The 26,972-nt window shown below is 44.7% G+C and carries 20 protein-coding genes; all 20 read right to left on the bottom strand.

Annotation, left to right across the window (positions count from 1 at the left end; genetic code table 11):
- Positions 1-131: 131 nt before the first annotated feature.
- The 20 genes from mraY to sdhC all read right to left on the bottom strand — a co-directional run bounded on the left by mraY (position 132) and on the right by sdhC (position 26,402).
- Positions 132-1,250: a phospho-N-acetylmuramoyl-pentapeptide-transferase gene (mraY, locus tag RTJ53_RS05555; RefSeq protein WP_312276189.1), complete on the bottom strand. Its 1,119-nt coding sequence runs from the start codon at positions 1,248-1,250 to the stop codon at positions 132-134.
- A 207-nt stretch (positions 1,251-1,457) separates the two neighbouring features.
- A complete protein-coding gene (locus RTJ53_RS05550) occupies positions 1,458-2,939 on the bottom strand; it encodes a UDP-N-acetylmuramoyl-tripeptide--D-alanyl-D-alanine ligase (RefSeq protein ID WP_312276188.1) in 1,482 nt (493 codons plus the stop codon).
- 37 nt (positions 2,940-2,976) lie between these two features.
- Complete coding sequence (locus RTJ53_RS05545; RefSeq protein ID WP_312276187.1) at positions 2,977-3,621, bottom strand: histidine phosphatase family protein; 645 nt, start codon at positions 3,619-3,621, stop codon at positions 2,977-2,979.
- A gap of 14 nt (positions 3,622-3,635) precedes the next feature.
- Positions 3,636-5,198, bottom strand: coding sequence for a UDP-N-acetylmuramoyl-L-alanyl-D-glutamate--2,6-diaminopimelate ligase (locus tag RTJ53_RS05540; protein WP_312276186.1), 1,563 nt, complete (start codon positions 5,196-5,198; stop codon positions 3,636-3,638).
- Positions 5,199-5,217: 19 nt separating this feature from the next.
- A complete protein-coding gene (locus tag RTJ53_RS05535; protein WP_312276185.1) occupies positions 5,218-7,287 on the bottom strand; it encodes a peptidoglycan D,D-transpeptidase FtsI family protein in 2,070 nt (689 codons plus the stop codon).
- A 12-nt stretch (positions 7,288-7,299) separates the two neighbouring features.
- Positions 7,300-7,848: a cell division protein FtsL gene (gene ftsL / locus RTJ53_RS05530; protein ID WP_312276184.1), complete on the bottom strand. Its 549-nt coding sequence runs from the start codon at positions 7,846-7,848 to the stop codon at positions 7,300-7,302.
- A 141-nt stretch (positions 7,849-7,989) separates the two neighbouring features.
- On the bottom strand, positions 7,990-8,949 hold the full coding sequence (gene rsmH / locus RTJ53_RS05525) for a 16S rRNA (cytosine(1402)-N(4))-methyltransferase RsmH (RefSeq protein ID WP_312276183.1): 960 nt from the start codon (positions 8,947-8,949) through the stop codon (positions 7,990-7,992).
- 246 nt (positions 8,950-9,195) lie between these two features.
- Positions 9,196-10,230, bottom strand: coding sequence for a UDP-glucose 4-epimerase GalE (galE, locus tag RTJ53_RS05520; protein ID WP_312276182.1), 1,035 nt, complete (start codon positions 10,228-10,230; stop codon positions 9,196-9,198).
- An 8-nt stretch (positions 10,231-10,238) separates the two neighbouring features.
- Entirely contained in the window at positions 10,239-11,501 is a 1,263-nt protein-coding gene (locus RTJ53_RS05515; RefSeq protein ID WP_312276181.1) for a UDP-glucose 6-dehydrogenase, read from the bottom strand.
- Between the two features lie 28 nt (positions 11,502-11,529).
- On the bottom strand, positions 11,530-13,176 hold the full coding sequence (pgi, locus tag RTJ53_RS05510; protein ID WP_312276180.1) for a glucose-6-phosphate isomerase: 1,647 nt from the start codon (positions 13,174-13,176) through the stop codon (positions 11,530-11,532).
- A 17-nt stretch (positions 13,177-13,193) separates the two neighbouring features.
- Positions 13,194-14,081 carry a UTP--glucose-1-phosphate uridylyltransferase gene (locus RTJ53_RS05505; protein ID WP_312276179.1) on the bottom strand — a complete coding sequence of 296 codons (888 nt, stop codon included), beginning with the start codon at positions 14,079-14,081 and terminating at the stop codon, positions 13,194-13,196.
- A gap of 213 nt (positions 14,082-14,294) precedes the next feature.
- Positions 14,295-15,197 (bottom strand): succinate--CoA ligase subunit alpha, encoded by a 903-nt coding sequence (sucD, locus tag RTJ53_RS05500; protein WP_312115404.1) that lies wholly within the window; start codon positions 15,195-15,197, stop codon positions 14,295-14,297.
- An 87-nt stretch (positions 15,198-15,284) separates the two neighbouring features.
- Positions 15,285-16,460: an ADP-forming succinate--CoA ligase subunit beta gene (gene sucC / locus RTJ53_RS05495; RefSeq protein ID WP_007115062.1), complete on the bottom strand. Its 1,176-nt coding sequence runs from the start codon at positions 16,458-16,460 to the stop codon at positions 15,285-15,287.
- A 189-nt stretch (positions 16,461-16,649) separates the two neighbouring features.
- Positions 16,650-18,098 carry a dihydrolipoyl dehydrogenase gene (gene lpdA, locus RTJ53_RS05490; protein WP_312276178.1) on the bottom strand — a complete coding sequence of 483 codons (1,449 nt, stop codon included), beginning with the start codon at positions 18,096-18,098 and terminating at the stop codon, positions 16,650-16,652.
- 87 nt (positions 18,099-18,185) lie between these two features.
- The gene (gene odhB, locus RTJ53_RS05485) at positions 18,186-19,421 is read right to left on the bottom strand and encodes a 2-oxoglutarate dehydrogenase complex dihydrolipoyllysine-residue succinyltransferase (protein ID WP_312276177.1); all 1,236 of its coding nucleotides are present in this window, start codon (positions 19,419-19,421) and stop codon (positions 18,186-18,188) included.
- A 140-nt stretch (positions 19,422-19,561) separates the two neighbouring features.
- Positions 19,562-22,504 carry a 2-oxoglutarate dehydrogenase E1 component gene (locus RTJ53_RS05480; RefSeq protein WP_312276176.1) on the bottom strand — a complete coding sequence of 981 codons (2,943 nt, stop codon included), beginning with the start codon at positions 22,502-22,504 and terminating at the stop codon, positions 19,562-19,564.
- 427 nt (positions 22,505-22,931) lie between these two features.
- Complete coding sequence (locus tag RTJ53_RS05475) at positions 22,932-23,642, bottom strand: succinate dehydrogenase iron-sulfur subunit (protein ID WP_007115066.1); 711 nt, start codon at positions 23,640-23,642, stop codon at positions 22,932-22,934.
- Positions 23,643-23,718: 76 nt separating this feature from the next.
- Entirely contained in the window at positions 23,719-25,581 is a 1,863-nt protein-coding gene (sdhA, locus tag RTJ53_RS05470; protein WP_178097443.1) for a succinate dehydrogenase flavoprotein subunit, read from the bottom strand.
- Between the two features lie 96 nt (positions 25,582-25,677).
- A complete protein-coding gene (sdhD, locus tag RTJ53_RS05465) occupies positions 25,678-26,013 on the bottom strand; it encodes a succinate dehydrogenase, hydrophobic membrane anchor protein (protein WP_036594948.1) in 336 nt (111 codons plus the stop codon).
- Positions 26,013-26,402 (bottom strand): succinate dehydrogenase, cytochrome b556 subunit, encoded by a 390-nt coding sequence (gene sdhC, locus RTJ53_RS05460; RefSeq protein WP_071586266.1) that lies wholly within the window; start codon positions 26,400-26,402, stop codon positions 26,013-26,015. The genes sdhD and sdhC overlap by 1 nt, the downstream gene beginning before the upstream one ends.
- Positions 26,403-26,972: the final 570 nt, after the last annotated feature.

Here is a 26,972-nt window from a genome sequence, read left to right as displayed (position 1 = left end):
CAATTTAGTCATCACCATATAAAAATTATAGCATATTTAATTTTTTGCACATGCGCAAATAAATACAGACAAAAAAAATGACATCCAAAGATGCCATTTGATGCAAAGCGCTGTTAGCGAACGTAGCAAAGTTAGCGAAGTTTCAACGTCATCAGCCCTAATATAACCAAGACAATGGTAATAATCCAAAAACGGGTAACCACTTGGGTTTCTTTCCAGCCGCCTTCTTCAAAATGGTGATGCAGCGGCGCCATGCGAAAGATGCGTTTTTTACGAAGTTTGTAAGAGCCTACTTGTAGCATGACCGATACCGCTTCTGCCACAAATAAACCACCCATGATGAACAGCACAATCTCTTGGCGCGTCATCACGGCAATGGTTCCAAGCATCGCGCCTAAGGCTAATGCACCAACATCGCCCATAAACACTTGGGCGGGATGGGCATTAAACCATAAAAAACCCAATCCTGCGCCAACCATGGCGCCACACACCACTGTCACATCGCTATTATAAGCAATATAGGGCACGTGGAGATATTCAGCAAAGCGAAAATCCCCTGACACATAAGCAAACACCCCTAAGCCTGCGGCAACCAACACCACGGGAAAGATGGCGAGACCATCCAAACCATCGGTTAAGTTGACCGCATTTGAGGTGCCATTAATCACAAAATAAGTAAAAATAATAAACGCCAAACCCAATGGTACAGCGGAAAAAGGAATAGACACGTTTTTAAATAGCGGAATCAGTAGATCTTGCATGGCATGCGCTGTCGCCATATGCGGCTGCTGACTAGCAATCCAGTACAAGGACACACCAACAAATAAAGCGCCAACCGACAACCAAAAATATTTTTTGCGTGCAATCAAGCCTTTTGGGTCTTTATATTTGATTTTTAGCCAGTCATCTGCCCAGCCCACCGCGCCAAAAATCACCAAGACCACCAGCAAAATCCATACGTAGGGGTTGATTAAATTCGCCCACAGTAGCGTGGTCACCAAAATACTGCCTAAAATTAAAATCCCGCCCATGGTGGGTGTGCCTGTTTTGGCAAGGTGACTCTGTGGACCATCGTTACGAATGGCTTGTCCATATTTGAGCGCACGCAGCCGTTCAATGACGCGGCCTCCAAACACCATACTGATACCCAGCGCAGTCAGCACCGCTAATAAAACACGTAAGGTCAGCGATGACACAGCCGAAAATGGGGAATAAAATTGGCTTAGCCATTCAAATAACCACAATAGCACGAGTGGACTCCTTAGGGGGTTCTGGGTAAAAACAGGGGCTTAAGATCCCTGTCATTATCATGATAGGATACATGAAAAATCGCTATGAACACCGTCTTACGTTGACTCATCAGCAAAAACCCATCATGAAAAGTTGACTATTTTAAGTAAAAATTCACAAAAAATCAGCCAATTTTTATCAATTGGCTGATGAAAGTTCTGTTTTAGCTAGGATGGCTGACGGGTTAACTCGTCAATTATTTGCTCCATTCTCATATAGCGCGAGCCTTTAAACAAGATATGCCAGGCGTCATCACTACTCGCCAGCTTATCTTTGATCGCCGCAAGTAGGGATGCTTTATCTGGGTATGCCTGTGCTTGCATGCCGGATGCTTGCGCTTGCGCGACGGTAACAGGCGTTAACTCCCCCACCGTATACAGCACAGTCACGCCAGAGGCGGCGATAGCCTCACCAAGCTTGCGATGCTCCTCTTGCGCAGCGTCGCCCAACTCACCAATATCGCCCAACACCAACATGGTGGGCGCACCTTGACTCACCAACACTTGCGTGGCAGCAACGACGGCACTAGGGTTGGCATTATAAGTGTCATCAATTAAAGTATGTTTGCCAAACTCAATAAAATTGAGTCGACCTTTGGCAGGTTTGGCGGCATCGAGTCCTTTGGCGATATCATCAATCGACAGCCCCAAGGCTTGCGCACAGGCCGCGGCGGCTAAGGCATTGCTGATGTTGTGTTCACCTGCAAAGTTTAAGCTGACGTTTTGAGTCTCGATTTCATCAATTTCAAAATTGAAATTTAGGCTAAAGGTACTGGTATTACCGACTTCCACATCATCGGCAAACACATCGCCCATCAGTAGCACCGTATCTTCATCTGTTAATCCAATTTCTTTGGCTTGTTGCATATCCACGCCAGCATCCGCCAAGGACACGTCACGCTCGCCAAAGGTGAGAATATTTTGGGTAAATTGTTGGGCATTATTGAGTAGCGTATCAAAATAATCATCACCAAATGGCACAATCGCTGTACCTGTGTTACTTAATCCTTGATAAATCTCAGATTTGGTCTTAGCAATATTATCACGCCCGCCAAACTCCCCCAAATGTGCCGTGCCGATATTGAGCACACAAGCGACATCGGGTTTGACAAGCTGGGTGGTATAAGCAATCTCTCCGACATGATTGGCGCCAAGCTCCATGACGGCGTAACGATGGTCATCGGTCAGCTCTAGTAGCATCATCGGCACACCCAAATCATTGTTGAGATTGCCGCGAGTGATAAGTGTCGGCGCAATACGGTTTAAAATACTGCCAAGCATTTCTTTGGCGGTGGTTTTACCGCTAGAGCCTGTAATCCCGACAACTTTTAGATGGGGATGTTGGTCACGGCGGTAAGCACCTAATTTTCCGAGTGCCAATTTTGTATCAGTCACTACAAGTTGCGGCAAGTCACTTTCGACTGCACGACTGACAATCGCTAAGACTGCGCCTTTATCTTTGGCAGTTTGTACATAATCATGGCCGTCAAAGTTATCGCCTTGGATGGCTAAAAAGATATCGCCTTTTTCGATTTTGCGGGTGTCGGTGATAATTCTTGTGGATGTCTGGGTAAAATCACTGTGAAAGGTTGGGTTTAGATCTTTTACCGCTTCGGTCAAGTTGGCAGATTGCCAAATATATGCAGTCATTTTGCTCTCTTTATTGGGTTCTCTTTATAGTTTATTACTAGCGAATCTCGTCATCTTGCCCATCATTGCGCACCCATACTTTCTTGATTCCTACAGGAGCGAGCAACAACACTTCGCAATTTTTGGGGCGCGTTGCCAGTTCAAACTCACGGAATTTTTTCATATTATATAGACGCGGGCTATCGCCAAGTAGTAGTTGCCAGATAAGCATGCCAATCCACATGCCATGGGTAAATACTAGATAGGTGCCATCGGGCAAGGCATCAAAATACGCGCGCACTTTTTGTACCCGCGCTACGAAATGCTCAAAACTGTCCGTCACCTCACTGGCTCGGTGCGCAGAATGCTGTTGCCAAAAATCATCGGCAATCACACGGATGTCATCAAATGACAAATCCTTGATGGTATCAAAATCTAAAAAGTTAAATTCGTGCAATTCGTCGATGACAATGGCTGTGCGCTTAGTGCTTTGTAGATAAGGCTGAGCCGTTTGCTGGGTGCGAAGATACTGGGATACGAAAATCTCGGTGACTGGCTCGCTAATATGGTCAGTAAGCCAATCCGCTAATGCTTGGGCTTGTGTCTTGCCAACGTCAGTAAGATTGACGGCATGGTTGGGGCGCACTGCTTGCCCTGCATTGGACTCGCTTTGGGCATGACGGATTAGGTAGATTTTTTTCATGATGCTAGGCTAAGTTATTTGCCAAATTTGTCAATGGCATTTTTTACCACCACTTTATCATCAAAATCGTGGCGTACCCCTTTGATTTCTTGATAGGTTTCATGCCCTTTGCCTGCAATCACCACGATATCACTAGGCTTGGCATGTTGCACCGCATATTCAATCGCCTTTTGACGATCTGGCTCGATAATGGCTTGATAGTGCTGTTCACAAGTCATGCCCGCTTGCATGTCGTTCAAAATGGCATTGGGGTCTTCACTGCGTGGGTTATCTGCAGTCAAAATCACTTTGTCAGCTAGGTGCAGTCCTGCTTGCGCCATCAGGGGACGTTTACCCTTATCACGGTCGCCACCACAGCCAAATACCGCCCACAGCTCACCTGTACAGTGCGATTTTAAACTGGTCAACACCTGCTCTAGCGCATCTGGCGTATGCGCATAATCCACGATAAAACAGCTGCTGGTCGATGGCACCCGATCCATACGACCTGTGGCGCCGCGAAGCTTTGGCACTGCCGCTTGGATTTGCGCCACACTCAATCCCATCGCGGCACTTTGTGATAACGCTAAGGCGCCTGCGATACTCGCCAACAAATTAGCCACATTAAATCGCCCTAACAATGGACTGTTCACCCTTAATTCACCTTCTGGCGTGACAGCTTTTGAAAGAGCAATAGTCAAATCACCCCCTTGCAAGCTAGGCAGGATAGCCTTGGCAAAAAAATCGGCTTGGTCATTGGTCAAACTATACGTCCACACGGTTAAATGGGATGCGTTAGCTGCCTCAATCATCAACGCACTAAATTCATCATCTAAATTAATAATCGCGTGAGTGAGGGTGGGAAAATGTGCTTTATCAAACAGTCGCGCTTTCGCCTGCGCATAATCGTGCATGTCAGTATGATAATCGAGATGATCACGACTTAAATTGGTAAATATCGCCACATTGATGGGTACGCCTTGCAACCGCTGCTGGTGTAACCCGTGAGAGCTGGCTTCAATGGCTAAGGCTTGTACGCCTCGCTTGGCAAAATCATCAATCGCATGTTGCAGATTAAAGACTTCTAGGGTGGTGTGAGTACTTGGGGTCAAATTTGGCAAAACCCCGTTACCTGCCGTGCCCATCACCGCAGTTTTGATGCCTGATTGACTGATGAGTTGGGCGACCAGTTGACTTACCGTGGTCTTGCCATTGGTGCCTGTCACCGCGATGACCGCCGGTAACTTGGTGGAATGTTGCTGTTGCAAACTGGTTTGAATCAGAGAACCTAAAAAATCACGAATGGTGGGCAAATAAATAATCGGCAACATAAACTGCGACTGGATCGCGGATACATCAATTTCTGACAACACAAACGCCGCTTTGTCTGCGACTTGGGCAAGATAACCTGCAACTTTTTCCAAATCGAGGCTGTCGGTCGCGTTTTGACTCTTTAGCAATACGAATACATCGCCCTGACCCACTTGACGGCTATCGACCACAAACTGCCCAAATGGTTGATTCATGACAGGGTTTAACAGTTGTCGCACGCTTTCTGGTAGCGATAGCGCAGACATCATCGGTTGCAACGTAATCATAGCTTTTTCCATAGGGTTGTTATAAGTCATTGACACTTTCGATGCTGGTGGTAGTGGTTTCTTTACCCGATAGCGGCTTGTCAAACGGCACATTGTACAAACGCAAGGCTTCTTTCATCACACTGCGGAACACGGGTGCTGCAACCAAACCACCAAATTTGTTAATACGCGGATCTTCAACCATGATGGCGACCACAAAACGCGGGTTGGAAGCAGGGGCAATACCGACAAACGCGGTGCGGTATTGGTCATTGTAATAACCGCCTTTGGGATTGGTGCGTCTTGCCGTACCGGTTTTACCCGCCACACGATAGCCATCGATCGCGGCTAAGGTTGCCGTACCACCAGGCTCAGTGACTGACGTCATCATATCGACAATGGTAAGTGCATCGCTGGTTTTAATGACTTGCTTGGCGGCAGGTTTGGCAAAAGGAACAGAGACATTATTGGTACTACTGCTATTGAGCGCGTTATCACGGGTACTTTTAAGGAGCGTCAACGGATGCATCACGCCCCCTGCACCTAACACACTGTAAGCTTGCGCAAGCTGCGCCAGTGTGACTTGCAGACCGTAACCGTACGACACAGTTGCGCGGCGTGCGATTTCATTTTGCTCAGGCGTTGGCACTAGGCCTGCAGATTCACCGGGTAATTTTAGGTTGGTTTTTGCGCCAAACCCAAAGGCTTTTTGCGTATCACTCATCGCGGTGGCAGGCAAAGAAAGGGCAATTTTTGCTGAGCCGATATTACTGGATTTTTGCAGTAGGGTACGCAGACTAATGGTACCTAAATTACCATGGTCGCGAATAGTATGCCCTTGCACCACCATGCTACCTGGACTGGTATTAACCAGTGAGTTGGCATTGTATTGTCCTGACTTTAAGCCCGTGGCAACGGTGATGGGTTTCATCACCGAACCGGGTTCAAATACATCCATCAAGGCATGGTTACGCTGGTTTTCATTGGATAAGCTATTTAAGTCATTGGCGTTAAACGACGGCCAGTTAGACATCGCCATCACTTCGCCCGAGTTTACATCGACAATCATACCCGCTGCCCAGCGCGCCTGCTGAACACGTCCGACTTTTTCAAGTTCTTGGTACAAGATATATTGTAGCCGTGAATCAACGGTTAATTGTAAATCCTTGCCAGCGACTTCAGGTTTGACTTGTTCGATTTCTTTAATGCTGTTGTTTTTGGCATCACGCATGACCATGACTTCGCCATCTTTGCCCGATAGCATGTCATTAAATACGCGCTCTACCCCAGCTTGCCCTTGGTAATGCGTGCCATCTGTCATGTTGGTACGTGCCATAAAGCCCAATAATTGGGCATTGGGCTGTGGCTGTGGATAGTAGCGCTGATAAAACGTGTCGGTACTGACCCCAGCAAAATTGGCATCAATGAGCGGCTGTGCTGCTTCAGGTTGCACATTTTTCATTAATGGAAAATAATGCGACCCTGCGCCCGTGGGCAATACGGCTTTGATTGCCTCTTTATCGGCTAAGTTGATGTTGTCATTGATACGTACCGCATTTTTAAATTCGCTGACGCTAATACCTGTCAATGCCGAAAGTTTGGCTAAATCCATGTTCTGCAAGCGTTTTGCAACGCGCTCAAGCTCACGATTGACTGATTTACTCGGTTTAGATTTTTGCAGGTCTTGTTGGCGCGCTTTGAGCTCATAGTATTCAACCGCATATTCATGCGGACTAAAGTACGCCGAGGTTAACGGGGCTGAAATCGCAAGCGGCATGTTATTACGGTCGGTAATCATACCCCGGTAAGACGGCTCTTTTTTGACGGTGGTAATGAGCGAATTACCTTTACCTTGATAGTAGGATTTATTAATGACTTGGATGTATGCCAATCGTCCAAAAATCGCCACAAACACCAACCCCATCGCTATCCAAATGGACTTAAAGCGGATGGCATCTTCTTCAATGCTGCCTTGACGTGATGCACCACTACGACGCTTTGACGCATTGATTTTAGGGGCAGTGACTTTGAGCACAGGCACTTTGGTGGGTCGCCCTGACATGGCATTGGCAACTTTGGTGGTTATCGATTTTTTATTGCGAGTATTCACGCGGTTGCCTCATCAATGCTGCGTTTCTGGATTGATAGCTGGAGTGTTTGACTCGTTGCTGCTGGCGTCACTAGTAAATACCGTGACTTTGTTGTCGTGAATAATCATACGATCGGACAAGTTAGGGTAAAACATATTGAGTTCAGTCACCGCGCGGTTGGTTACTTGCGGGGTAGCGCTAAAAGTTTGCTGCTCAATCAGCATACGTTGGTGTTCCATTTGCAGCTGGCGAAATTGTTTTTTGAGTTTTTGTAGCTCGCCATATTGTTGGTGATAAGTTTGGATTTGCTCGACGACGCTCACCCCTGTCCATAAAATCGCAATCACTAATAGCATCATCGCAACCGTATATAGACTAACGCCGCGATACTCGGTATCGAGCATCTCGCTAATACTGGCACCCAAGCCTTCACTGCTTTTTTTGATCGGCGTGTTATTTTTTACCATTGCGTCGTTATTTTTGGCGGAGAAAAAACGAGTTTTTTTGGGCGAATTTCGGTTATCGCGGCCATTCGGCATGGGGTTACTCGTCATGGGAGGCAGAGGCTGAGATTTTGGCATTTTTATATCAAAGAGCTTTTTATATCAAAGAGCAGGGTATCAAGATAAAACAAGTCATTATAACGCAACCCATCTAAGTTTGGTTAATGCAATCGCTTTTTATTGTTTGTTATAAATATCATGTTACAAAAACGGCTATTTCTACAGTCGGGTGGCGGAACGAAGCCAAGCACTTCTGGCGCGCGGGTTGGTTTTTATTTCAGTATCCAACGGGGCGACACGCTCAGGTTTAGATAGGAGTTTGGGACGTTTGGGTGGCATCGGTAAATTGGCATCTTCAGGATATTGACCTTTACTGTGTTTTTGCAAAAACTGCTTGATGATGCGGTCTTCTAGCGAATGAAAACTAATCACCGCCAAGCGCCCCCCTACGTTAAGCGCCATGAGCGATTGATCCAAGAAGCTATCAATATCACCGAGTTCATTATTGATAAAAATACGCATGGCTTGAAAACTTTGGGTAGCAGGGTGCTTGCCTTTTTGCCAGTTGGGATGCGCCTGTTTGATGGTTTCTGCTAGCGCTAGGGTAGAATTGTAGTGCTCCATTTGTTTGATTGCCCTTGCAATACGGCGGCTGTGTCGTTCTTCGCCATAGTTATACAGCACATCTGCAAGCACGGTTTCATCGACGCGTTTTAACCATTGTGCAACCGATTCGCCACGGGTGGTATCCATGCGCATATCTACCGCGCCATCGCGCATAAAGCTAAAGCCGCGGCTACCGTCATCAAGCTGCGGTGAAGACACGCCCAAATCTGCCAGAATCCCATCGACCTGTTCAATCCCTAATCGCTGCAGATTGTCCTGCAGTTTGGCAAAACTATCATGAATTACTATTACACGCGCATCACTGGCTGCCAATGCTTGCGCCGTTTGTATGGCTTGGGGATCTTTATCAAATACCAGCAGACGACTGTCTTCATGCAAATAAGTTAACAGCAATCGGCTGTGCCCGCCCCGCCCAAATGTCGCATCGACAAAGGTGCCCGTTTTTTTGATGGTTCCTGTCTCTAGTTCCGCTACAGTTACATTGAGCACACTTGCTACCGTTTCCTTTAATAAAACGGTTTCATGGATAAATTCAGGTGCGCTAACAGTCATAAGAGGCTCAATGGGACAATAAGAAAAAAGAAATTCGCTAAACAATCGCTCGGGTGAAAACAAATAAAAATCATAATTTATCTAATCCCCTATTATCGCTGAAGCGAGCCTAGGGTCAAGTAAAATCATAACCTTGACTGGGTTTTTACGATAAAAATGCTCATCTTTGATAAAACCCACCGATAAAAAAGACGGTCATAAAACCGTCGTTAATATTCGTTAATATTCGCCAGTATTAAGGGGCGCTTAATCGTCATAGCCATTAGGGTTTTGGCTTTGCCAACGCCAAGTGTCAGTACACATACGCTCGATATCAAACTCAGCTTGCCAGCCCAACAGATGCTTGGCTTTGTCACTACTAGCATAACAACTAGCAATGTCGCCAGGGCGTCTTGGTGCTATGCTATAAGGCACGGGTTGACCAGTGGTTTTGATAAAGGCATTGACCAATTCTAATACAGATGTCCCTTTACCTGTACCCAAGTTAATCGGCTCAAATCCTAGCTGGGTTTGGTGTTCCAAATACTGTAAAGCGGCCACATGCCCTTTTGCCAAATCAACCACATGGATATAATCTCGCACGCCTGTCCCATCCACGGTATCATAATCATTGCCAAACACGCTTAACTGCGGCAGCTTACCCACTGCCACTTGGCTGACATACGGCATCAAATTGTTTGGAATGCCATTGGGATTTTCCCCTATGGTTCCCGTATGGTGGGCACCAATAGGATTAAAATAGCGCAGTGAAATTAATTGCCAGTGGTTATCTGATTTTGCCAAATCTTCAAGCATATATTCAATCATCAGCTTGCTTTGCCCATACGGATTGGTCGCAGAACGCGGTGAGGATTCGACAATCGGCAAGGCTTCTGGGTCACCATACACGGTTGCTGATGACGAGAAAATCAAGTTTTTTACTTGGGCGTTGGTCATCGCATCGAGTAGATTGAGCGTGCCTGCGACATTGTTTTGATAATACCACAGTGGCTTGGAAACCGATTCACCGACCGCCTTTAGCCCTGCAAAATGAATCACCGCTGTGAAGTCATGCGCGGCAAAGGTTTTGGCAAGCAGCTGTGTGTCCAAAATATCGCCTTCGATAAATTCAATGGACTGCCCTACAATTTGCTGGACGCGCGCCAGCGAGGCTGGACTACTATTGGATAAATTATCATACACCACAGGGGTGAATCCTGCAGCAATTAGCTCAATTAATGTATGTGAGCCGATATAGCCTGCACCGCCCGTGACTAAGATTTTTTTGCTTTGATTGGTCATTGTTTTGCCTATTTTTTACAGCCTATACCCGTATAAAAACCAACGAGCTGCTGAATTTGTGGTTCGGTTAACGTATTTTTTGCATCAAAAATGGGTAATGCAATGTTATTTAAACGATTGATATCCGGCTTGATCGGTAACGACCAGTTGACGATAAACAACGCTTGCACTTGTGTAAGCGACGTATAGGCATCGTCGGTCAATGAAAACAGCGGATGATCACCGTATAACTCTAACAATTCTTCTTTGGTATTGTTGGCATACACAATCGTCTTGATATTGTATGACCATAATAATTTAATGAGTGGGTGAAACGCTGAATGGGTGGTGCGTCCTGTACCATTACGATAGCCTGAGCCCCAAATCATCACCGTTTTATTTTCGATAAAGCCATCAAAATATTGCCAAAATTCACGGAAAATCAGTTCTTTTTGGTCTTCATTAATGGATTTTACCGCCTCTAGCAATGATGTCTCTACTTGATTATGCTTAAAACTATCAATCAAAAAATCCAATTCTAGGGGCAATGACTTGCCACCAAATCCCCAACCTGCTTTGAGATAATCTTTACCAATGCGTTTATCCAGCCCAAGGATTTGCTCGACTTGTTTGATATTGACCTGTTCACTGGCGGCGAGACGTGCCATTTCATTCATGAAAGACAAGCGTGTTGCTAGCATTCCCATGATACTACTGCGCGCAAATTCTGCCGTTTTGATATCAGTAATAAAGTGCTTGTCACTTTTTTCAATAAAAAATAGCAAAATATTGTTGTGCGCGCTACTGCCTTGCGTTTTTTCACCAATCAATGCCAAATCAGCTTGGAAAAAAGAACTAAAATTCGCCCCATCTTTCATAAAAATAAAGGGAAGATAATACACCCAAATAGTCGTCAATTTGCGGGCGAATTGTTCAATCTCACCAATGGCTTTAACACCGCTGATGATAATCTGGGTGGTGGGGTTAAAATGAAATGAGCCAAATTGGTCAAGCGCCTGCGCTGACACACCATCGACAAACAACCAAATATCATCTGCGCTAACATAGGCTGAAAAATCATGGGTTGGCAAAGGCTGGGTAACGATGTTGCCTTGAGATTGGTACAACTGCCACAGTAGCACCATCTGCCGATCAAACTGGTAATCATTCATGACCTGCTGAAGGCTATTTTCATCGGTCAATAGTCTGACTTGGTATTCAAGGGTGGCAAGTAAAATACAAGCATTGACTGATTCATTGGTACTGCCAATTACATATACAGTTTTTGTCATTTTTTTCTTCTTTTATCCCTATCCTTCATCAGCTTGCAAAGGTTGTTTTAATGGTATTTAGCAACTGATTGGTTGAGCTGTCAAATGGCTGCAGTTGTTGCGGCGATAATTCTTGCGTTGATACTAAGGCATCAAAGACGGCATTAGCCATCACTTTACCCACTTCGACCCCCCACTGGTCAAATGGGTTAATCTGCCAAATGACTGACATAACAAACACCTTGTGTTCATATAGCGCAATCAATGACCCTAACGTTCTTGGGGTCAGCTGTTTGAGTAGAATGGTCGTTGACGGCTGATTGCCGCGATAATGCTTGAATTTATCCATACCATTATTGCTGTCTTTGATGGCGGCATTGCCAAACGCCAACACTTGGCTTTGCGCTAGGCAGTTGGCAAGCGAAAGTCCATGCTGTTCAAGCAAGTTTTTATTGATTGTTTGGGCATCGGCGTAGCGTTTGATGGGGGCAATAAAATCACAACTGACTGCCTGTGTGCCTTGATGCAACAGCTGATAAAACGCATGCTGGGCATTGGAGCCAATATCGCCCCACAAAATTGGACAAGTACTGTAAGTCACTGCCTCACCTTGGCGATTAACAGATTTACCGTTACTCTCCATCTCAAGCTGGGTTAAGTAATTGGGAAAAAAAGATAACCGACCATCATAAGGTAACACCGTATGGGCGTTAATGTGTAAAAACGTACTGTTCCAAACACCAAGTAGCCCTAACAACACAGGCATGTTTTGAGAAAAATCGGCGGTGGCAAAATGCCGATCCATCTCATAGGCTCCTGCTAGCAGCTCATAGAAATTGTGCATGCCAATTTTTATAGCAATCGCCAGTCCAATCACCGACCACATGGAGAATCGACCCCCAACCCAATCCCAGAGCATTAGTTGGTTATCGACATGGATACCCCATTCTGACATCTTATCCGCTTTGGTAGAAATCCCAATAAAATGACGACGCAAAATAGTGGCTTTGTTATCATGACTTGCTAACAACCACGACATCGCCGTCTTGGCGTTGGATAGCGTATCAATGGTGGAAAATGATTTCGACGAGATGATAAATAGCGTGGTTTGCGGATTTAATACCTTAAGCAAACTATCGAGCTGGGTGCCATCCATATTGGAGACAAAATGCACACTGATAGGGGTATCTGTCCATTCTTTTAGTGCCGTTGTTGCCATCACTGGCCCTAGATCTGAGCCGCCGACCCCGATATTAACGACATCGGTGATTGCCTGACCAGAATAACCACGCCAGACCCCATTACGAATCCGCTCTACCAACTTTTCCGCTTTTTGTAAGCTGGTATGCACCTGCTCAATGACATTGACACCTTCGACCCAAACTTGCTCACCTTGCGGCTGCCTTAACGCGGTATGCAATGCGGGACGATGCTCAGTATCATTCACGATTTCGCCTGTCATCAGCCGATGGATTTCTTGCGCTAACTCACGCTCATTTGCCAGTGTGATTAAATTACTGAGCACAGCCTCATCAATTTTTTGTTTACTAAAATCCATGATCATGTCGCACGCGGCAACGCGGTACTGTGAGCCGCGATTGGATTGCTGGCTAAACAGTTGATTAAGCGTGGCTATACTATCTGCCTGGGTAGACAGTGTTTGCCATGTACGATTCGCACTTGTATCGGTTGACATTCGTCTATGACCTTATATTAATTTGCTGTATGTTGAAACGCTTTAACACCCAATTGGGTGGCAAAATAACCCACGGCTTGTAAATAGCTATTCATATCACCTGCATCAAAGCTGTTACCCACCATGCTAACCACGTCTACCCCTTGCGTGCTAATAAGCGCATCAATGGCATCGGTCAGCTGAATTTCTCCACCCACACTTGGCTGCGTGTTGGCTAGATAATCAAAAATAGCATTATTAAACACATAACGCCCAACGACAGCCAAGTTAGAAGGCGCATCTTCAGCTTTGGGTTTTTCTACAAACCCCGTCACAGCAAACGACTGGTTTTGTTCAGACTTTGCTACCATTTGTGTGCTGGCTAGCTTGGCAATACCATATTTATGAATATCACTTTCTTTCACTGGATCAACCAATATCTGTGAATGCTGCTGCTTGGCAAACTGCTGTAGCATGTAGGCTAAATTCTGCTGAGTATAGTCAGTATTATAAGGGTTTAAAATCACATCCGGTAACAGCACAGCAAATGGCGCATCACCTACAATGGCACGGGCTTGCAATACCGCATGCCCTAACCCTAACGGTTTGCCTTGGCGCACACTGGTAACCGTGACCCCTGCAGGTAGCAAGTTTAAACTATCTGCTTGCGCCGCTTTACCTTTACCCCGTAACTGGGTATCAAGCTCGCTATTGATGTCAAAATAGTTTTCAATGGCGGTTTTTTGCGCATGATTGACCAAGACAATATTGGTTAAACCTGCAGCAATGGCTTCTTCAACGACGTATTGAATGGCTGGTTTATTGCCAAGTGGTAGTAACTCTTTTGGCACTGCTTTTGATAGTGGTAACATACGTGTGCCAAACCCTGCCACAGGAATAACAGCGTGAGTGATTTTTTTCGACATAGTGACTCTTAATAAGACAAGTTTTTAAAATAGTTTATATCAAGCTTAACATATTTTTATGGCAAATATTTTATCTGCCCGCATATTTTAAACGCATTATTAAAATTGATTGAAGGTATTTTGCTAACACCAGCTTTTGCTACCACCAGCAGATAATAAAAAAGCAGATAACCTAATGATTATCTGCTTTTAATTAGTCAAAATAGTGGATGATTACCAACCAGTGACTTCTTTTACTTTTTCACCGATTTTTGAAGGGTCACGGGTATAAGCAATACCAGCCTCTTCAAAGGCTTTGAATTTTTCTTCCGCTGTACCTTTACCACCTGAGATAATCGCACCGGCATGTCCCATACGTTTACCTTTTGGTGCTGTGACACCTGCGATATAACCAATGACAGGTTTAGTCACATGGTCTTTAACGTATGCAGCCGCTTCCTCTTCAGCCGTACCACCGATTTCACCGATCAATACAATCGCTTCGGTTTGTGGGTCATCTTGAAGCAATTTCAATGCGTCGATTTGGTTCATACCTGGGATTGGGTCACCACCGATACCGATACAGGTTGATTGACCAAAGCCAAGTTTAGTGGTTTGGGCAACCGCTTCATAAGTCAATGTACCAGAACGTGAGATGATACCGACTTTACCTTCTTGGTGAATGTGACCTGGCATGATACCGATTTTGCATTTACCTGGGCTGATCACGCCTGGACAGTTTGGACCCACCATACGGATGATTTCTTCGCCCTTGGCTTGTAAGTCAGCATTAACGTTTTCTAAGTAACGTTTGGCTTTTAGCATATCTAGGGTAGGTACGCCTTCGGTGATGACCACAATCAATTTTACGCCAGAGTTAATCGCTTCAACGATTGAGTCCAATACAAATGGTGCTGGTACAAAGATAACAGAGGCATTAGCACCCGTTTCTGTTACTGCTTCATCCATGGTATCAAATACTGGACGATCAAGGTGGGTTGTACCGCCTTTACCTGGGGTAACACCGCCAACGATGTTGGTACCATAAGCAATTGATTGCTCTGAGTGTAGAGTACCGTTTTTACCTGTGAAACCTTGCACTAATACTTTAGTGTCTTTTCCAACTAATACGCTCATTGTTTTTCCTTTTACTTTTTATGTTTGATTTAAACGATTAACCAGTAGGGCACATAGCCCTACTCGCTCATACCTATACTTTCTTCATTAGGCATTATTAACCGCATCAACAATTTTTTGACCGGCTTCAGAAAGACCTTCAGCAGGAATTAATTTAAGACCTGAATCACGTAGGATTTGTGCACCTTTTTCTGCATTATTGCCTTCAAGACGCACAACCACAGGTACGGTAACGTTGACTTCTTTCACCGCTTCGATGATCGCTTCAGCAATCATGTCACAACGTACGATACCACCGAAAATATTGATGAGTACGCCTTGGACTGATTTGTCTTCAAGAATCAATTTGAACGCTTCAACCACACGTTCTTTAGTCGCGCCGCCGCCTACGTCTAGGAAGTTAGCAGGTTGACCGCCGTATAGTTTGATGATGTCCATGGTTGCCATCGCAAGACCGGCACCATTCACCATACAGCCGATGTTACCTTCAAGCGCAACATAGTTTAGGTCAAATTCTGAGGCTTTTAATTCACGCTCATTTTCTTGTGATTTGTCACGTTGTTCAGCGACTTTTGGTAGGCGATAAAGCGCATTTGAGTCGATGCCGATTTTGGCGTCAACACAGGCTAATTCGCCAGATTTACGAACCGCTAGTGGATTGATTTCAAATAAGGCAAAGTCATTTTCCGTAAAGGCTTTATAAGCCCCTGTCATCAATTTAGCAAATTCGTTGATTTGTTTGTCTTTGAGACCCAGTTTGAAAGCGACTTCACGAGCTTGGCTAGGTTGTAAGCCCACAAGTGGGTCAACTTCTACTTTCAAGATTTTTTCTGGGGTTTCTTCGGCAACTTTTTCAATTTCAACACCGCCTTCAGTTGACGCCATAAATACCACACGGCGTGCTGAACGGTCTACGACTGCACCTAAGTACAATTCAGTTGCGATTGGGTACATGTCTTCGGCGATAAGTACGCTATTAACAGGTTGACCGTTGGCGTCAGTTTGGTAAGTTACCAAGTTTTTACCAATTAATTCTTCAGCAATTTGTTTGGCTTCTTCACGCGTTTTAGCGATTTTTACGCCGCCCGCTTTACCACGGCCACCGGCATGTACTTGGGCTTTAACAACCACGGCACCGGCGTTGCCTGCCATTTTGTCAAACGCTGCTGCGGCTTCGTCGCCATTTTTAGCGATGATACCTTCTTGCACGGGCAATCCATAGCTTTTTAATAATTCTTTGGCTTGATACTCATGTAAATTCATGAATTTATCCTCTCGGTTTTGGTTTACATTGTTTTAAAATTATTTTTGAATATTGTGGTCAACAGTGAGCTAACCTAGTTGATAATGAGGTTAGCTCACTTGCCTTATTCAAACTATTGATGCATAAGCTAATTAGACAAGTTACTTATGAACTAAGTCACTTGTGAGTCAAGTTACTTGTGAACTAGGTTATTTGCGTTTACGTTGAATCGCATGAATCGCACGACCATCCGCTGATAGCACCGCCTCGTGTACCGCTTCAGAAATGGTTGGGTGAGCAAACGTCATCAACTGCAAATCTTCAATACTTGATACGAATTCCATCGCGATCATGCCCTGATGAACGATATCGCCTGCACCCGCTGACACAACATGCATACCCAGTAAACGGTCAGTTTTGGCATCGGCAACCACTTTGATGAAGCCTTGGCCTTCACCAGCAGCTAACGCACGACCATTGGCCGCTAGGCTGAATTGACCTGTTTTGACTTCATGACCTTTCTCTTTGGCTTGTTCTTCAGTCAAGCCCACCCATGCAATTTCTGGGTGTGTGTAAATCACGCTAATAATGGTGTCATAATTGACTTGAACTTTTTCACCATGAATACGTTCAACGGCCATCATGCCTTCTTCCATCGCTTTGTGTGCCAGCATTGGACCACGTACCAAGTCACCGATTGCATATACGCCATCAAGGTTGGTTTGACAGAAGTCATTCACCGCTACCAAACCACGTTCAGTGAGCTCTACCCCTGAGTTTTCGCCAAGTAGGTTTTCTTTATAAGCACGGCGACCCACACAAACGATGAGTTTATCGAAGGTTTCTTGTCCTGCTTGACCTTTGGCGTCAAACGATACAAGTACCTGACCATTTTCTACTTGAGCCTGAGTAACTTTAGTATCAACACGGATATCCATGCCTTGGGCTTTTAGCAGTTTTGCAGCTTCTTTGCTCACAGCTTTGTCCGCCGCTGCCAAAAATTCTGGCATGGCTTCAAACACTACCACTTCACTACCCAAACGACGCCATACCGAACCCAGTTCAAGACCAATCACACCACCGCCAATGACGCCTAGACGCGTAGGCACTTCGGTAAAGTCTAACGCACCCGTTGAATCAACAATATATTCGTTATCAATCGGGGCAACAGGGATATCAATGGGCACAGAACCAGAGGCTAAAATCACATTTTTAGCGGTAATAGTGGTGGGCGAAGAACCATCTAATGGGGTGAATTCAACTTGTTTATCCGCACCTTTACCATCAAGCAATTTCCCTGTACCTTGTAGCCAGTCAGCACCGTTACCTTTTAACAATGCAGCCACACCACCGGTTAATTGCTTAACAATAGCGTCTTTACGACTTAACATTTTGCTGACGTCAATCGCCACCTCACCTGTGGTGATACCGTGGTCGGCTAAGTCATGCTTGGTTGCTTCATAGCGATGTGAGCTGTCTAGCAATGCTTTTGAAGGAATACAACCGACGTTCAAACAGGTACCGCCTAACGCTGGCTCACCTTTATTAATACGTTTTTCGATACAAGCCACGCTCATACCTAATTGGCCTGCACGGATAGCTGCTTCATAGCCACCAGGGCCACCACCGATAATTACCAAATCATAGCTTTGTTTCATAATCTTCACCAAAAATTTGAGTTGTTATTGTTAAAGTTGTTAAACAAAAAAGCCTGTATCAACCTTTGCCAATACAGGCTTATTTCATTATAAATCGAGAAGTAGCATCGCTGGGTTTTCAACCAATTCTTTGATAGTCACCAAGAATTGTACGGCTTCTTTACCATCGATTAAACGGTGGTCATACGACAATGCCAAGTACATCATAGGTAGAATTACCACTTCGCCATTAACCGCCATTGGGCGTTCTTTAGTCGCATGCATACCCAAAATAGCTGTTTGTGGTGGATTGATGATTGGGGTTGACATCAATGAACCAAATACACCACCATTGGTAATGGTGAAAGTACCACCCGTCATGTCTTCAATGCCTAATTTGCCTTCACGCGCTTTTGATGCATAGTTACCAATCGCACGTTCGATATCTGCCATACCCATTTGGTCAGTGTCACGTAATACCGGCACCACAAGACCACGGTCGCTAGATACCGCAACACCCACATCATAATAACCATGATAAACGATATCGCTGCCATCAATAGAGGCATTTACCGCTGGGAAACGTTTTAACGCTTCAGTAGCAGCTTTTACAAACAATGACATAAAGCCTAGTTTTACACCGTGACGTTTTTCAAAACGTTCTTTGAACTCACCACGTAAGTCCATGATAGGTTTCATGTTCACTTCATTAAACGTCGTTAACATCGCAGTTTCTTGGGTAGCGGCTAACAGACGCTCAGCAACACGGGCGCGTAAACGTGTCATTGGCACACGTTTGTCTGCACGTTGACCGACTGCATTGGCAACCACTTGGCCGTTGTCTGCTTTAATTGCATTGTTGGCTTTTAAGGTTGGGTTTGCCATGTCTTCTTTGGTCACACGGCCGCCACGACCTGAACCTTCAACGTCTGCAGGATTGACGCCTGTGGTATTCGCTGCTTTACGAACCGCTGGGCTTTGGTCTTTATAATCTGCTTCAGCAGTCGCTTGAGCGGTAGGCGCTTGTTGTGCAGCTGCAGGCGCGGCATCAGCTTGGGCAGCCGGGGCTTGGGTTTCAGCAGGTTGGCTTGCTGGTGCAGCCGCGGTTGCGCCTTCAGTCAGCTCACCGATGACTTCAGCAGAAAGCACTGTGTCATCAACTTGTTTGAGAATTTTGCTAAGCACGCCGTCAGCTTGTGCCACCACTTCCATCACAACTTTATCGGTTTCGATTTCACACAATACAGCGTCACGGCTTACTTGGTCGCCTTCATTAAAATTCCAAGCAACAATTGTACCGTCAGCAACGGACTCTGGGAATACGGGGACTTTAATCTCACTCATGGAAAACTCCTAGTTAATTTCACATTCTTTCATTTTTAATGGGTTAAATTCATTTTTGTCTTAGCACTCGGCACAATTGCCTATACCAAAAACCAAGAAGGATTAGTACACCTCTAGTGAGTACTAATCCTTTAAAACGCTTAGTCAGTCGCTTGTTTTTCTGCGATTTCCGCTTTAGCTTCTAGCTTATCTTCGGTCGAATCTTCATTCTTTGGTAGACCTAATGCTTCGTTGATAACTTTTTGTTGTTGGGCAACGTGCATTTGCATCGAACCTGCAGCAGGTGCTGCTGATGAAGGGCGAGCCACTGGCTCAAGCAAGTAGGCTTTGGTCGGACGAGTCGCTGGTTTTGGCGGTGCAATCAAACGGAATAAGTGCGGTGCTAGATAGTACCAAGCGCCTTGGTTACGTGGCTCTTCTTGTGTCCAGACAATGCCTTCAAGGTTTGGATATTTTGCCACTTCTTCCAAAATACGCGCTTCAGGTAATGGATAAAGCTGCTCGATACGCACAATCGCCACATGGTTGAGACCCAATTCACGACGTTTTTCAAGCAAGTCATAATATACTTTACCGCCACACAACACTAAACGCGTCACTTGGTTATTATCAAGTTGGTCAATCTCTGGAATCACGGTTTGGAACTGACCTTGCGCAAGCTCTTCAAGCGTTGACACTGCCAATTTATGGCGTAGCAGTGATTTTGGTGACATCACAATCAGCGGTTTACGCGCTGGGCGAACCACTTGACGACGCAGGGCATGGAAAATCTGTGCCGGGGTTGTGGGCGTAATTACTTGCATGTTGTCTTCGGCACATAGCTGCAAAAAACGCTCTAGGCGCGCTGATGAGTGCTCAGGACCTTGACCTTCATAGCCGTGTGGTAACAGCATGGTCAAACCACATAGACGTTGCCATTTGGTTTCACCTGATGAAATAAATTGGTCAATAACTACTTGTGCCCCATTGACAAAGTCACCAAACTGCGCCTCCCAAATCACTAGGGCATTGGGTACTGTCGTTGCGTAACCATATTCAAACGCCAATACCGCTTCTTCTGACAACAATGAGTTAAAGGTGTCAAAGCGTGCTTGGTTAGGGCTCATGTTGGCAAGTGGTACATACATACTGCCGTCTTTCATGTTGAAAATTTCTGAATGGCGATGTGAGAAAGTACCACGACCCACGTCTTCACCCGTAATACGGACAGGATAGCCTTCTTCGACCAGTGACGCATAAGCCAAGGTTTCTGCCGCGCCCCAGTTCAATGGCTCTTGACCGGTTTGCATGGCTTTGCGCTGTTCAACCACTTTTTGCACTTGGCGTTGTAGCTCATAGCCTTCCGGCATTTGCGCCATTTTTTCACCATAAGCTTTTAATTGATTGATATCAACGCTCGTATCCCAATTGTCTTCAAGCTTATGACCAATATAAGGTGTCCAATCTACATATAGCGTTTTATTTGGCTCACGCACGAGTGCGCTAGCGACATATTCGCCTTTATCGAGTGACTCACGGTAGTCATCTTCAAATGCCACAGCTTCTGCTTTGCTAATAACGCCTTCGGCAACCAATTTATTGGCAAATAGCTCACGAGTACTTGGCAATTTTTTGATCACCGAATACATAAGTGGCTGAGTGGCGGAAGGTTCATCCGCTTCATTGTGACCGTTACGACGGTAACAGTACATATCAATCACGATATCTTTATGGAAAGTTTGGCGATAGTCGTGGGCAAGCTGCGCCATAAATACTACCGCTTCTGGATCGTCACCGTTTACATGAAAAATCGGTGCGTGTACCATTTTAGCAATGTCGGTACAGTATTCAGTTGAACGCGCATCTTCTAAGCGGCTGGTGGTAAAACCGACTTGGTTATTGATAATAATATGCAGCGTACCACCTGTTGAGTAGGCACGGGTTTGTGACATTTGGAAAGTTTCTTGGTTGACACCTTGACCGGCGAACGCAGCGTCACCGTGTACCACGATTGGCAAAACGGCATCACCGGTTTTATCATGACGGCGTACTTGGCGGGCACGCACTGATCCAATCAATACAGGCGATACAATTTCAAGATGCGAGGGGTTAAATGCCAATGCCAAGTGCGCTTCGCCGCCTGGTGTCATCACGTTAGATGAATAACCGTTGTGGTATTTTACGTCACCTGAACCCACGGTCGGTTGTTTTTTACCATCAAACTCATCAAACAAATCTTTAGGGTTTTTACCCAAAATATTCACTAATAAATTTAAACGCCCACGGTGCGCCATACCGATAACCATTTCTTTGGTACCGTTTTCACCCGCACGCTGGATCATCTCATTGATCATCGGGATAAAGCTTTCACCACCCTCAAGACCAAAACGTTTCACACCAGTATATTTACGCGCTAAGTATTTTTCTAATCCTTCTGCTGCTGTCAAACGCTCAAGGATAGATTTACGTTTTTCATTGTCAAATTTGATATAGCCAAGATTTTGTTCTAGGTATTTTTCAATCCAGCGTTTTTCTTTGGCAGTGGTTACATGGAAATATTCTGCACCGATGCTGCTACAATAAACTCGCTCTAACACTTGAATGATTTCACGTAGTGTGGCTTTGTCTTTACCGATATTTAGGTCACTGACAGGGTAGACAGTGTCTAAATCCGCTTCAGAAAGACCATAGTAGGCTAAAGTCAATTCTTCAACTTCTGGACGTGGCATCAGTCCTAGGGGATCTAGATTAGCAATACGATGCCCACGACGGCGATAACTGGTAATCAGTTTTTGCACGCCCATTTGATTGTCCGCAAATTCGCGAATTTCAGAAGGGCTGACGGCGCCTGCAGCTGATTGACCGGCAACTTTGTGAGCAGTGGTATTGCGCGCTAATAGCAAAAATTGGTCTTGGATAGTATGGTGAAGGGCGTTTTTATCATCATCTTTGGCAAACTGCGCAAAGTAAGGAATATATTTTTCATCAACGCTTTGTGGATCTTGAAGATACTGTTCATAGAGTGATTCAAGATAGACTGCGTTATCTGCTGACAGTTCAGTAAACTGAGCAGATGAGACAGAAGTTTGGTTTTGGTTAGCCATGATTCTTTCTACTGTAGTATTTAAAGGTGGAAATAAAAATTTTAGGGAATAGCCTAGCATTTTTATAATTAACAAAAAATTTTGTTAAGGTAATAGTTACCATTCATTTACTAAATATAGCAATTCACGCGGCTTGGCGTGTGGATAAATGGCTATCAGATGGCAGTAAAAGAAGAGTAATGTGAAAGTTAGTTTTCTCCTTCCTTAGAAAACCTAAATGAATATTCCCTATAGATACCTATCGTATATTATACAAAATTAATGATAATTTATCTCATTCATTAGGCTGAAAAGGTATAAAAAATATTATTATATTTGGATATCATTTATTACTTTCATTAATAGATAGCCAATTACTATTAATTTATCACATCCCAATAAAAAAAGCCCTGTCGATACAGAGCTTTTTTGTCACCAAATTTTGGTACTAACCCGCTTGGTCTAACAGCATGTTACGTAAGTGACCAATCGCTTTGGTAGGATTCAAGCCTTTTGGACAAACCGACACACAGTTCATGATGCCACGGCAACGAAACAAGCTGAATGGGTCGTCCAAACGTGCTAAACGCTCCTGCGTGCTAGTATCACGGCTATCTGCTACAAAGCGGTAGCCATTCAACAAGGCAGATGGACCTAAGAACTTGTCTGGGTTCCACCAGAATGATGGACAGCTGGTTGAACAACACGCACATAGAATACATTCATATAGACCGTTTAACTTTTCGCGGTCTTCAGGTGATTGTAGACGCTCAGTCGGTGGCGCTGGCTGGTCATTAATCAAGTACGGATGAACTTTTTCATATTGCTCATAGAATTGGTTCATATCTACCACTAAGTCGCGCACGACAGGTAAACCAGGTAGCGGACGCAAGGTAATTTTTTGTGGTAGCGTGTTCATGTTGATAAGACATGATAGACCGTTTTTACCATTGATGTTCATACCGTCAGAGCCACAAATACCTTCGCGGCACGAACGGCGGAAACTGATGGTTTCGTCCATTTTTTTCAAACGGACAAGTACGTCTAATAACATACGGTCAGAGTCTAAAAGCTCAATTTGGTATGTCTGCATACGGGGTGCTGCGTCTTTATCTGGATCGTAGCGGAAAATCTCGATGGTGCGAGTACCTCTGCTCATAATGCTAAACTCCACACGTTTATGGTATTGGTTTATAGGGTCTTCACACTAGTTTGCAAAGACCAAAAAATATTAATTAGAATGTACGTACTTTTGGCTCAACATAGTCTACAGTCAGTGGGCTCTTACGAACAGGTTTGTAGATAACACGGTTACCTTCAGAGAACCAAAGGGTATGTTTCATCCATTCGTGGTCATTACGACCAAGCGGAGCATACGCATCATCTGCCGCACGTTCGTAGTCAACGACGGTGTGCGCGCCACGACATTCTTGACGCAGGGAAGCTGAAATCATTGTTGCTTTGGCAACTTCATAGAGGTTAGCCACTTCAAGCGCTTCAATACGTGCGGTATTAAACACTTGCGATTTATCAGCTAGGTGAAGACTATTGACCTGGCTTTCAAGTGCCAAGATTTTTTGTACACCTTCATTCATTGACGCTTGGGTACGGAATACACCTGCATGTTGCTGCATGGTACGACGGATTTCGTCAGCCACATCTTGCGCATTTAGCCCTTGAGTAGATTGCTGTAACACATTCAAACGTGCCAAGGTTTTGTCAAGAACACGCGGTGATAACGGCTCATAGTCATGACGGTCAGCGGCGTGGAACTCATCAATGATATGTTGACCCGCTGCACGACCAAATACTACCAAGTCGAGTAGTGAGTTTGTACCTAGACGGTTGGCGCCGTGAACGGATACACATGAACATTCGCCGATTGCATATAAGCCTTTCACGATTTTTTGCTCGGCGTATAAACCTTCCGCATCCGTACCTGCCTCAAGATCTGGCATGACAACCTGACCATGAATATTGGTTGGGATACCGCCCATTTGGTAATGGATAGTCGGTACAACTGGGATTGGCTCTTTAGTAATGTCAACGTTTGCGAAGTTTTTACCAATTTCATAAACCGATGGTAAACGCTTCATGATGGTATCCACACCTAGGTGCGTCATATCAAGTACCACGTAATCGCCCTGTGGACCACAACCACGGCCTTCTTTGATCTCTTGGTCCATTGAACGTGATACAAAGTCACGCGGTGCCAAATCTTTTAGGGTTGGTGCATAACGCTCCATAAAGGCTTCGCCATCTTTATTACGAAGTAACGCACCTTCACCACGACAACCTTCGGTCAATAATACACCCGCACCTGCGACGCCTGTTGGGTGAAATTGCCAAAATTCCATATCTTGTAGTGGAATACCCGCACGCACTGCCATACCTAGACCGTCACCGGTGTTAATAAAGGCATTAGTAGACGCAGCGAAAATACGACCTGCACCCCCCGTTGCTAGCACCGTTGTTTTCGCTTGGAATACGGCAACACGACCTGTTTCTTGCTCCAGCGCGATAACGCCATTAATGTCGCCTTTGCTATCTTTGACCAAATCTAGCGCAATCCACTCGATAAAAAACTCTGTGCCTTGCTCAAGATTTTTTTGATATAAGGTATGCAACAATGCATGACCTGTACGGTCGGCTGCCGCACACGCACGTTGCACCGCTTTTTCACCGTAGTTGGCAGTATGACCGCCAAAGGGACGCTGATAAATCGTACCATCCGCGTTACGGTCAAATGGCATACCCATATGCTCAAGTTCATATACCACTTTTGGTGCTTCACGGCACATATACTCGATGGCGTCTTGGTCACCTAACCAGTCAGAACCTTTAATGGTGTCATAAAAGTGAAAATGCCAGTTATCATCACTCATGTTACCCAAACTTGCGCCAATACCACCTTGCGCAGCAACCGTGTGAGAACGCGTTGGGAACACTTTGGTTAATACCGCAACATTCATACCGCCACGCGCCAATTGTAGCGACGCACGCATACCAGAGCCACCGCCGCCAACGATAACCGCATCGAAGGTTAAGGTTTGAATATTGCTAATGGTGTTGTCTTGTTTTGTTGCCATTGCTTTAATTTCCTAAATGATGGTTCGATTTTATCCCCATAAATGCTTAAAAGCCCTGAGGTCGAAATCGATAAATACGTTAACAAAATTTATCTAACAGGATGTTTAGAAGAAAATCATCACGCCCCAAAATAAATAAACCAAGACTGCAAGAATCATGGCAGATTGCAGCACAAAACGTAAACCATTTGACTTAACGTAGTCTGTTAATACAGTCCACATCCCTACCCACGCATGACCCACTAATGCTAGTATCATCAATAGCGTAAATAAGCGCATCGGTAGGCTTAGCATAAAGCCTTGCCATAATTCAAACGTTGGTTGGTGGGTTAAAAACCAGCCCAACATTACCAATGAATAAACTGCCAATACAACCGCACTAATACGTTGTACCACCCAATCGCGAGAGCCTGAGCCTGTTAAACCTGTTGCACTTTTCATTAGAACATCACCCATACAAATGAACCCACAACCCAAAGCGCTGCAAGTACAAAGCCAATGAATGTCGCAGTGCGACCACTGTTTAATTCTTCATTCATGCCCATGTCGGCAAATAAATGTTTGAAACCCATCACAAAATGGTAGCCTAATGCAGCCACAAAGATCCAAGCCAAAAACTTCACCAATGGGTTGGTGAAAATATCTGCAAAGCCTTCAGCACTGGCAAGCGACGTTTGAAAAATCCATAACATCACAGGAATTAGGAGAAATAGCACCACACCAGAAACACGGTGGGTAATTGAAGCCAAAGCAATTGGGTTTTTTGAATTAACATTAATTACTTGGCTTAAAGGAAGGTCAATCGGTCGGTTGCTTTTCACAGCGGGCATCCTTTATTCGCAGTTATAACTTACCTGTGTTATCGCTATGCCAATATCCAAAATATCAAGCACGAACTTCAAATCACTTGCAGGATTTGATGAATCACATAGCCTGTCAAAAAACAGGTAAATCGAAGATAAGGAATAGCTAGCGTACTTTGGATTATTCACAGAATAGATAGTTATTAGCCGCAAACCTAATCGTATCTCACAATTAAAAACTAATAAATTACAAACTAATAATCGAAAAAAAGCCACCCACAATTTACTTTTTAATTTTGTTAAATCACAAAGCTAAAAACTAAATTATGTTTAGCAAAGATTAATAATACAAAGCTAGCCACCAGTAAAATTTTTATAATTATAAGAGTGTTTGATTACAAATACAAACAAAAACAGAAAAAAAACCATCTTTTATCAAACCACTGTAGCGCACTATTAAAATTCAGAAATAATTTGATAAGATTGCGCGTTTTGAGACTCACCTATCTAGATATTTAACCGCATCAAGGGTTGATAGAATGTCAGTAGCAGAGAGCATAGTTTTAGCTAACTCCTGTGAATTATAACTAACTGTTT

It is taken from the genome of Moraxella sp. CTOTU46711, from assembly GCF_031975715.1.
GTDB lineage: Bacteria > Pseudomonadota > Gammaproteobacteria > Pseudomonadales > Moraxellaceae > Faucicola.
Note: the sequence above shows the minus strand (reverse complement) of the source record. Positions and strands in the feature narration are given on the sequence as shown.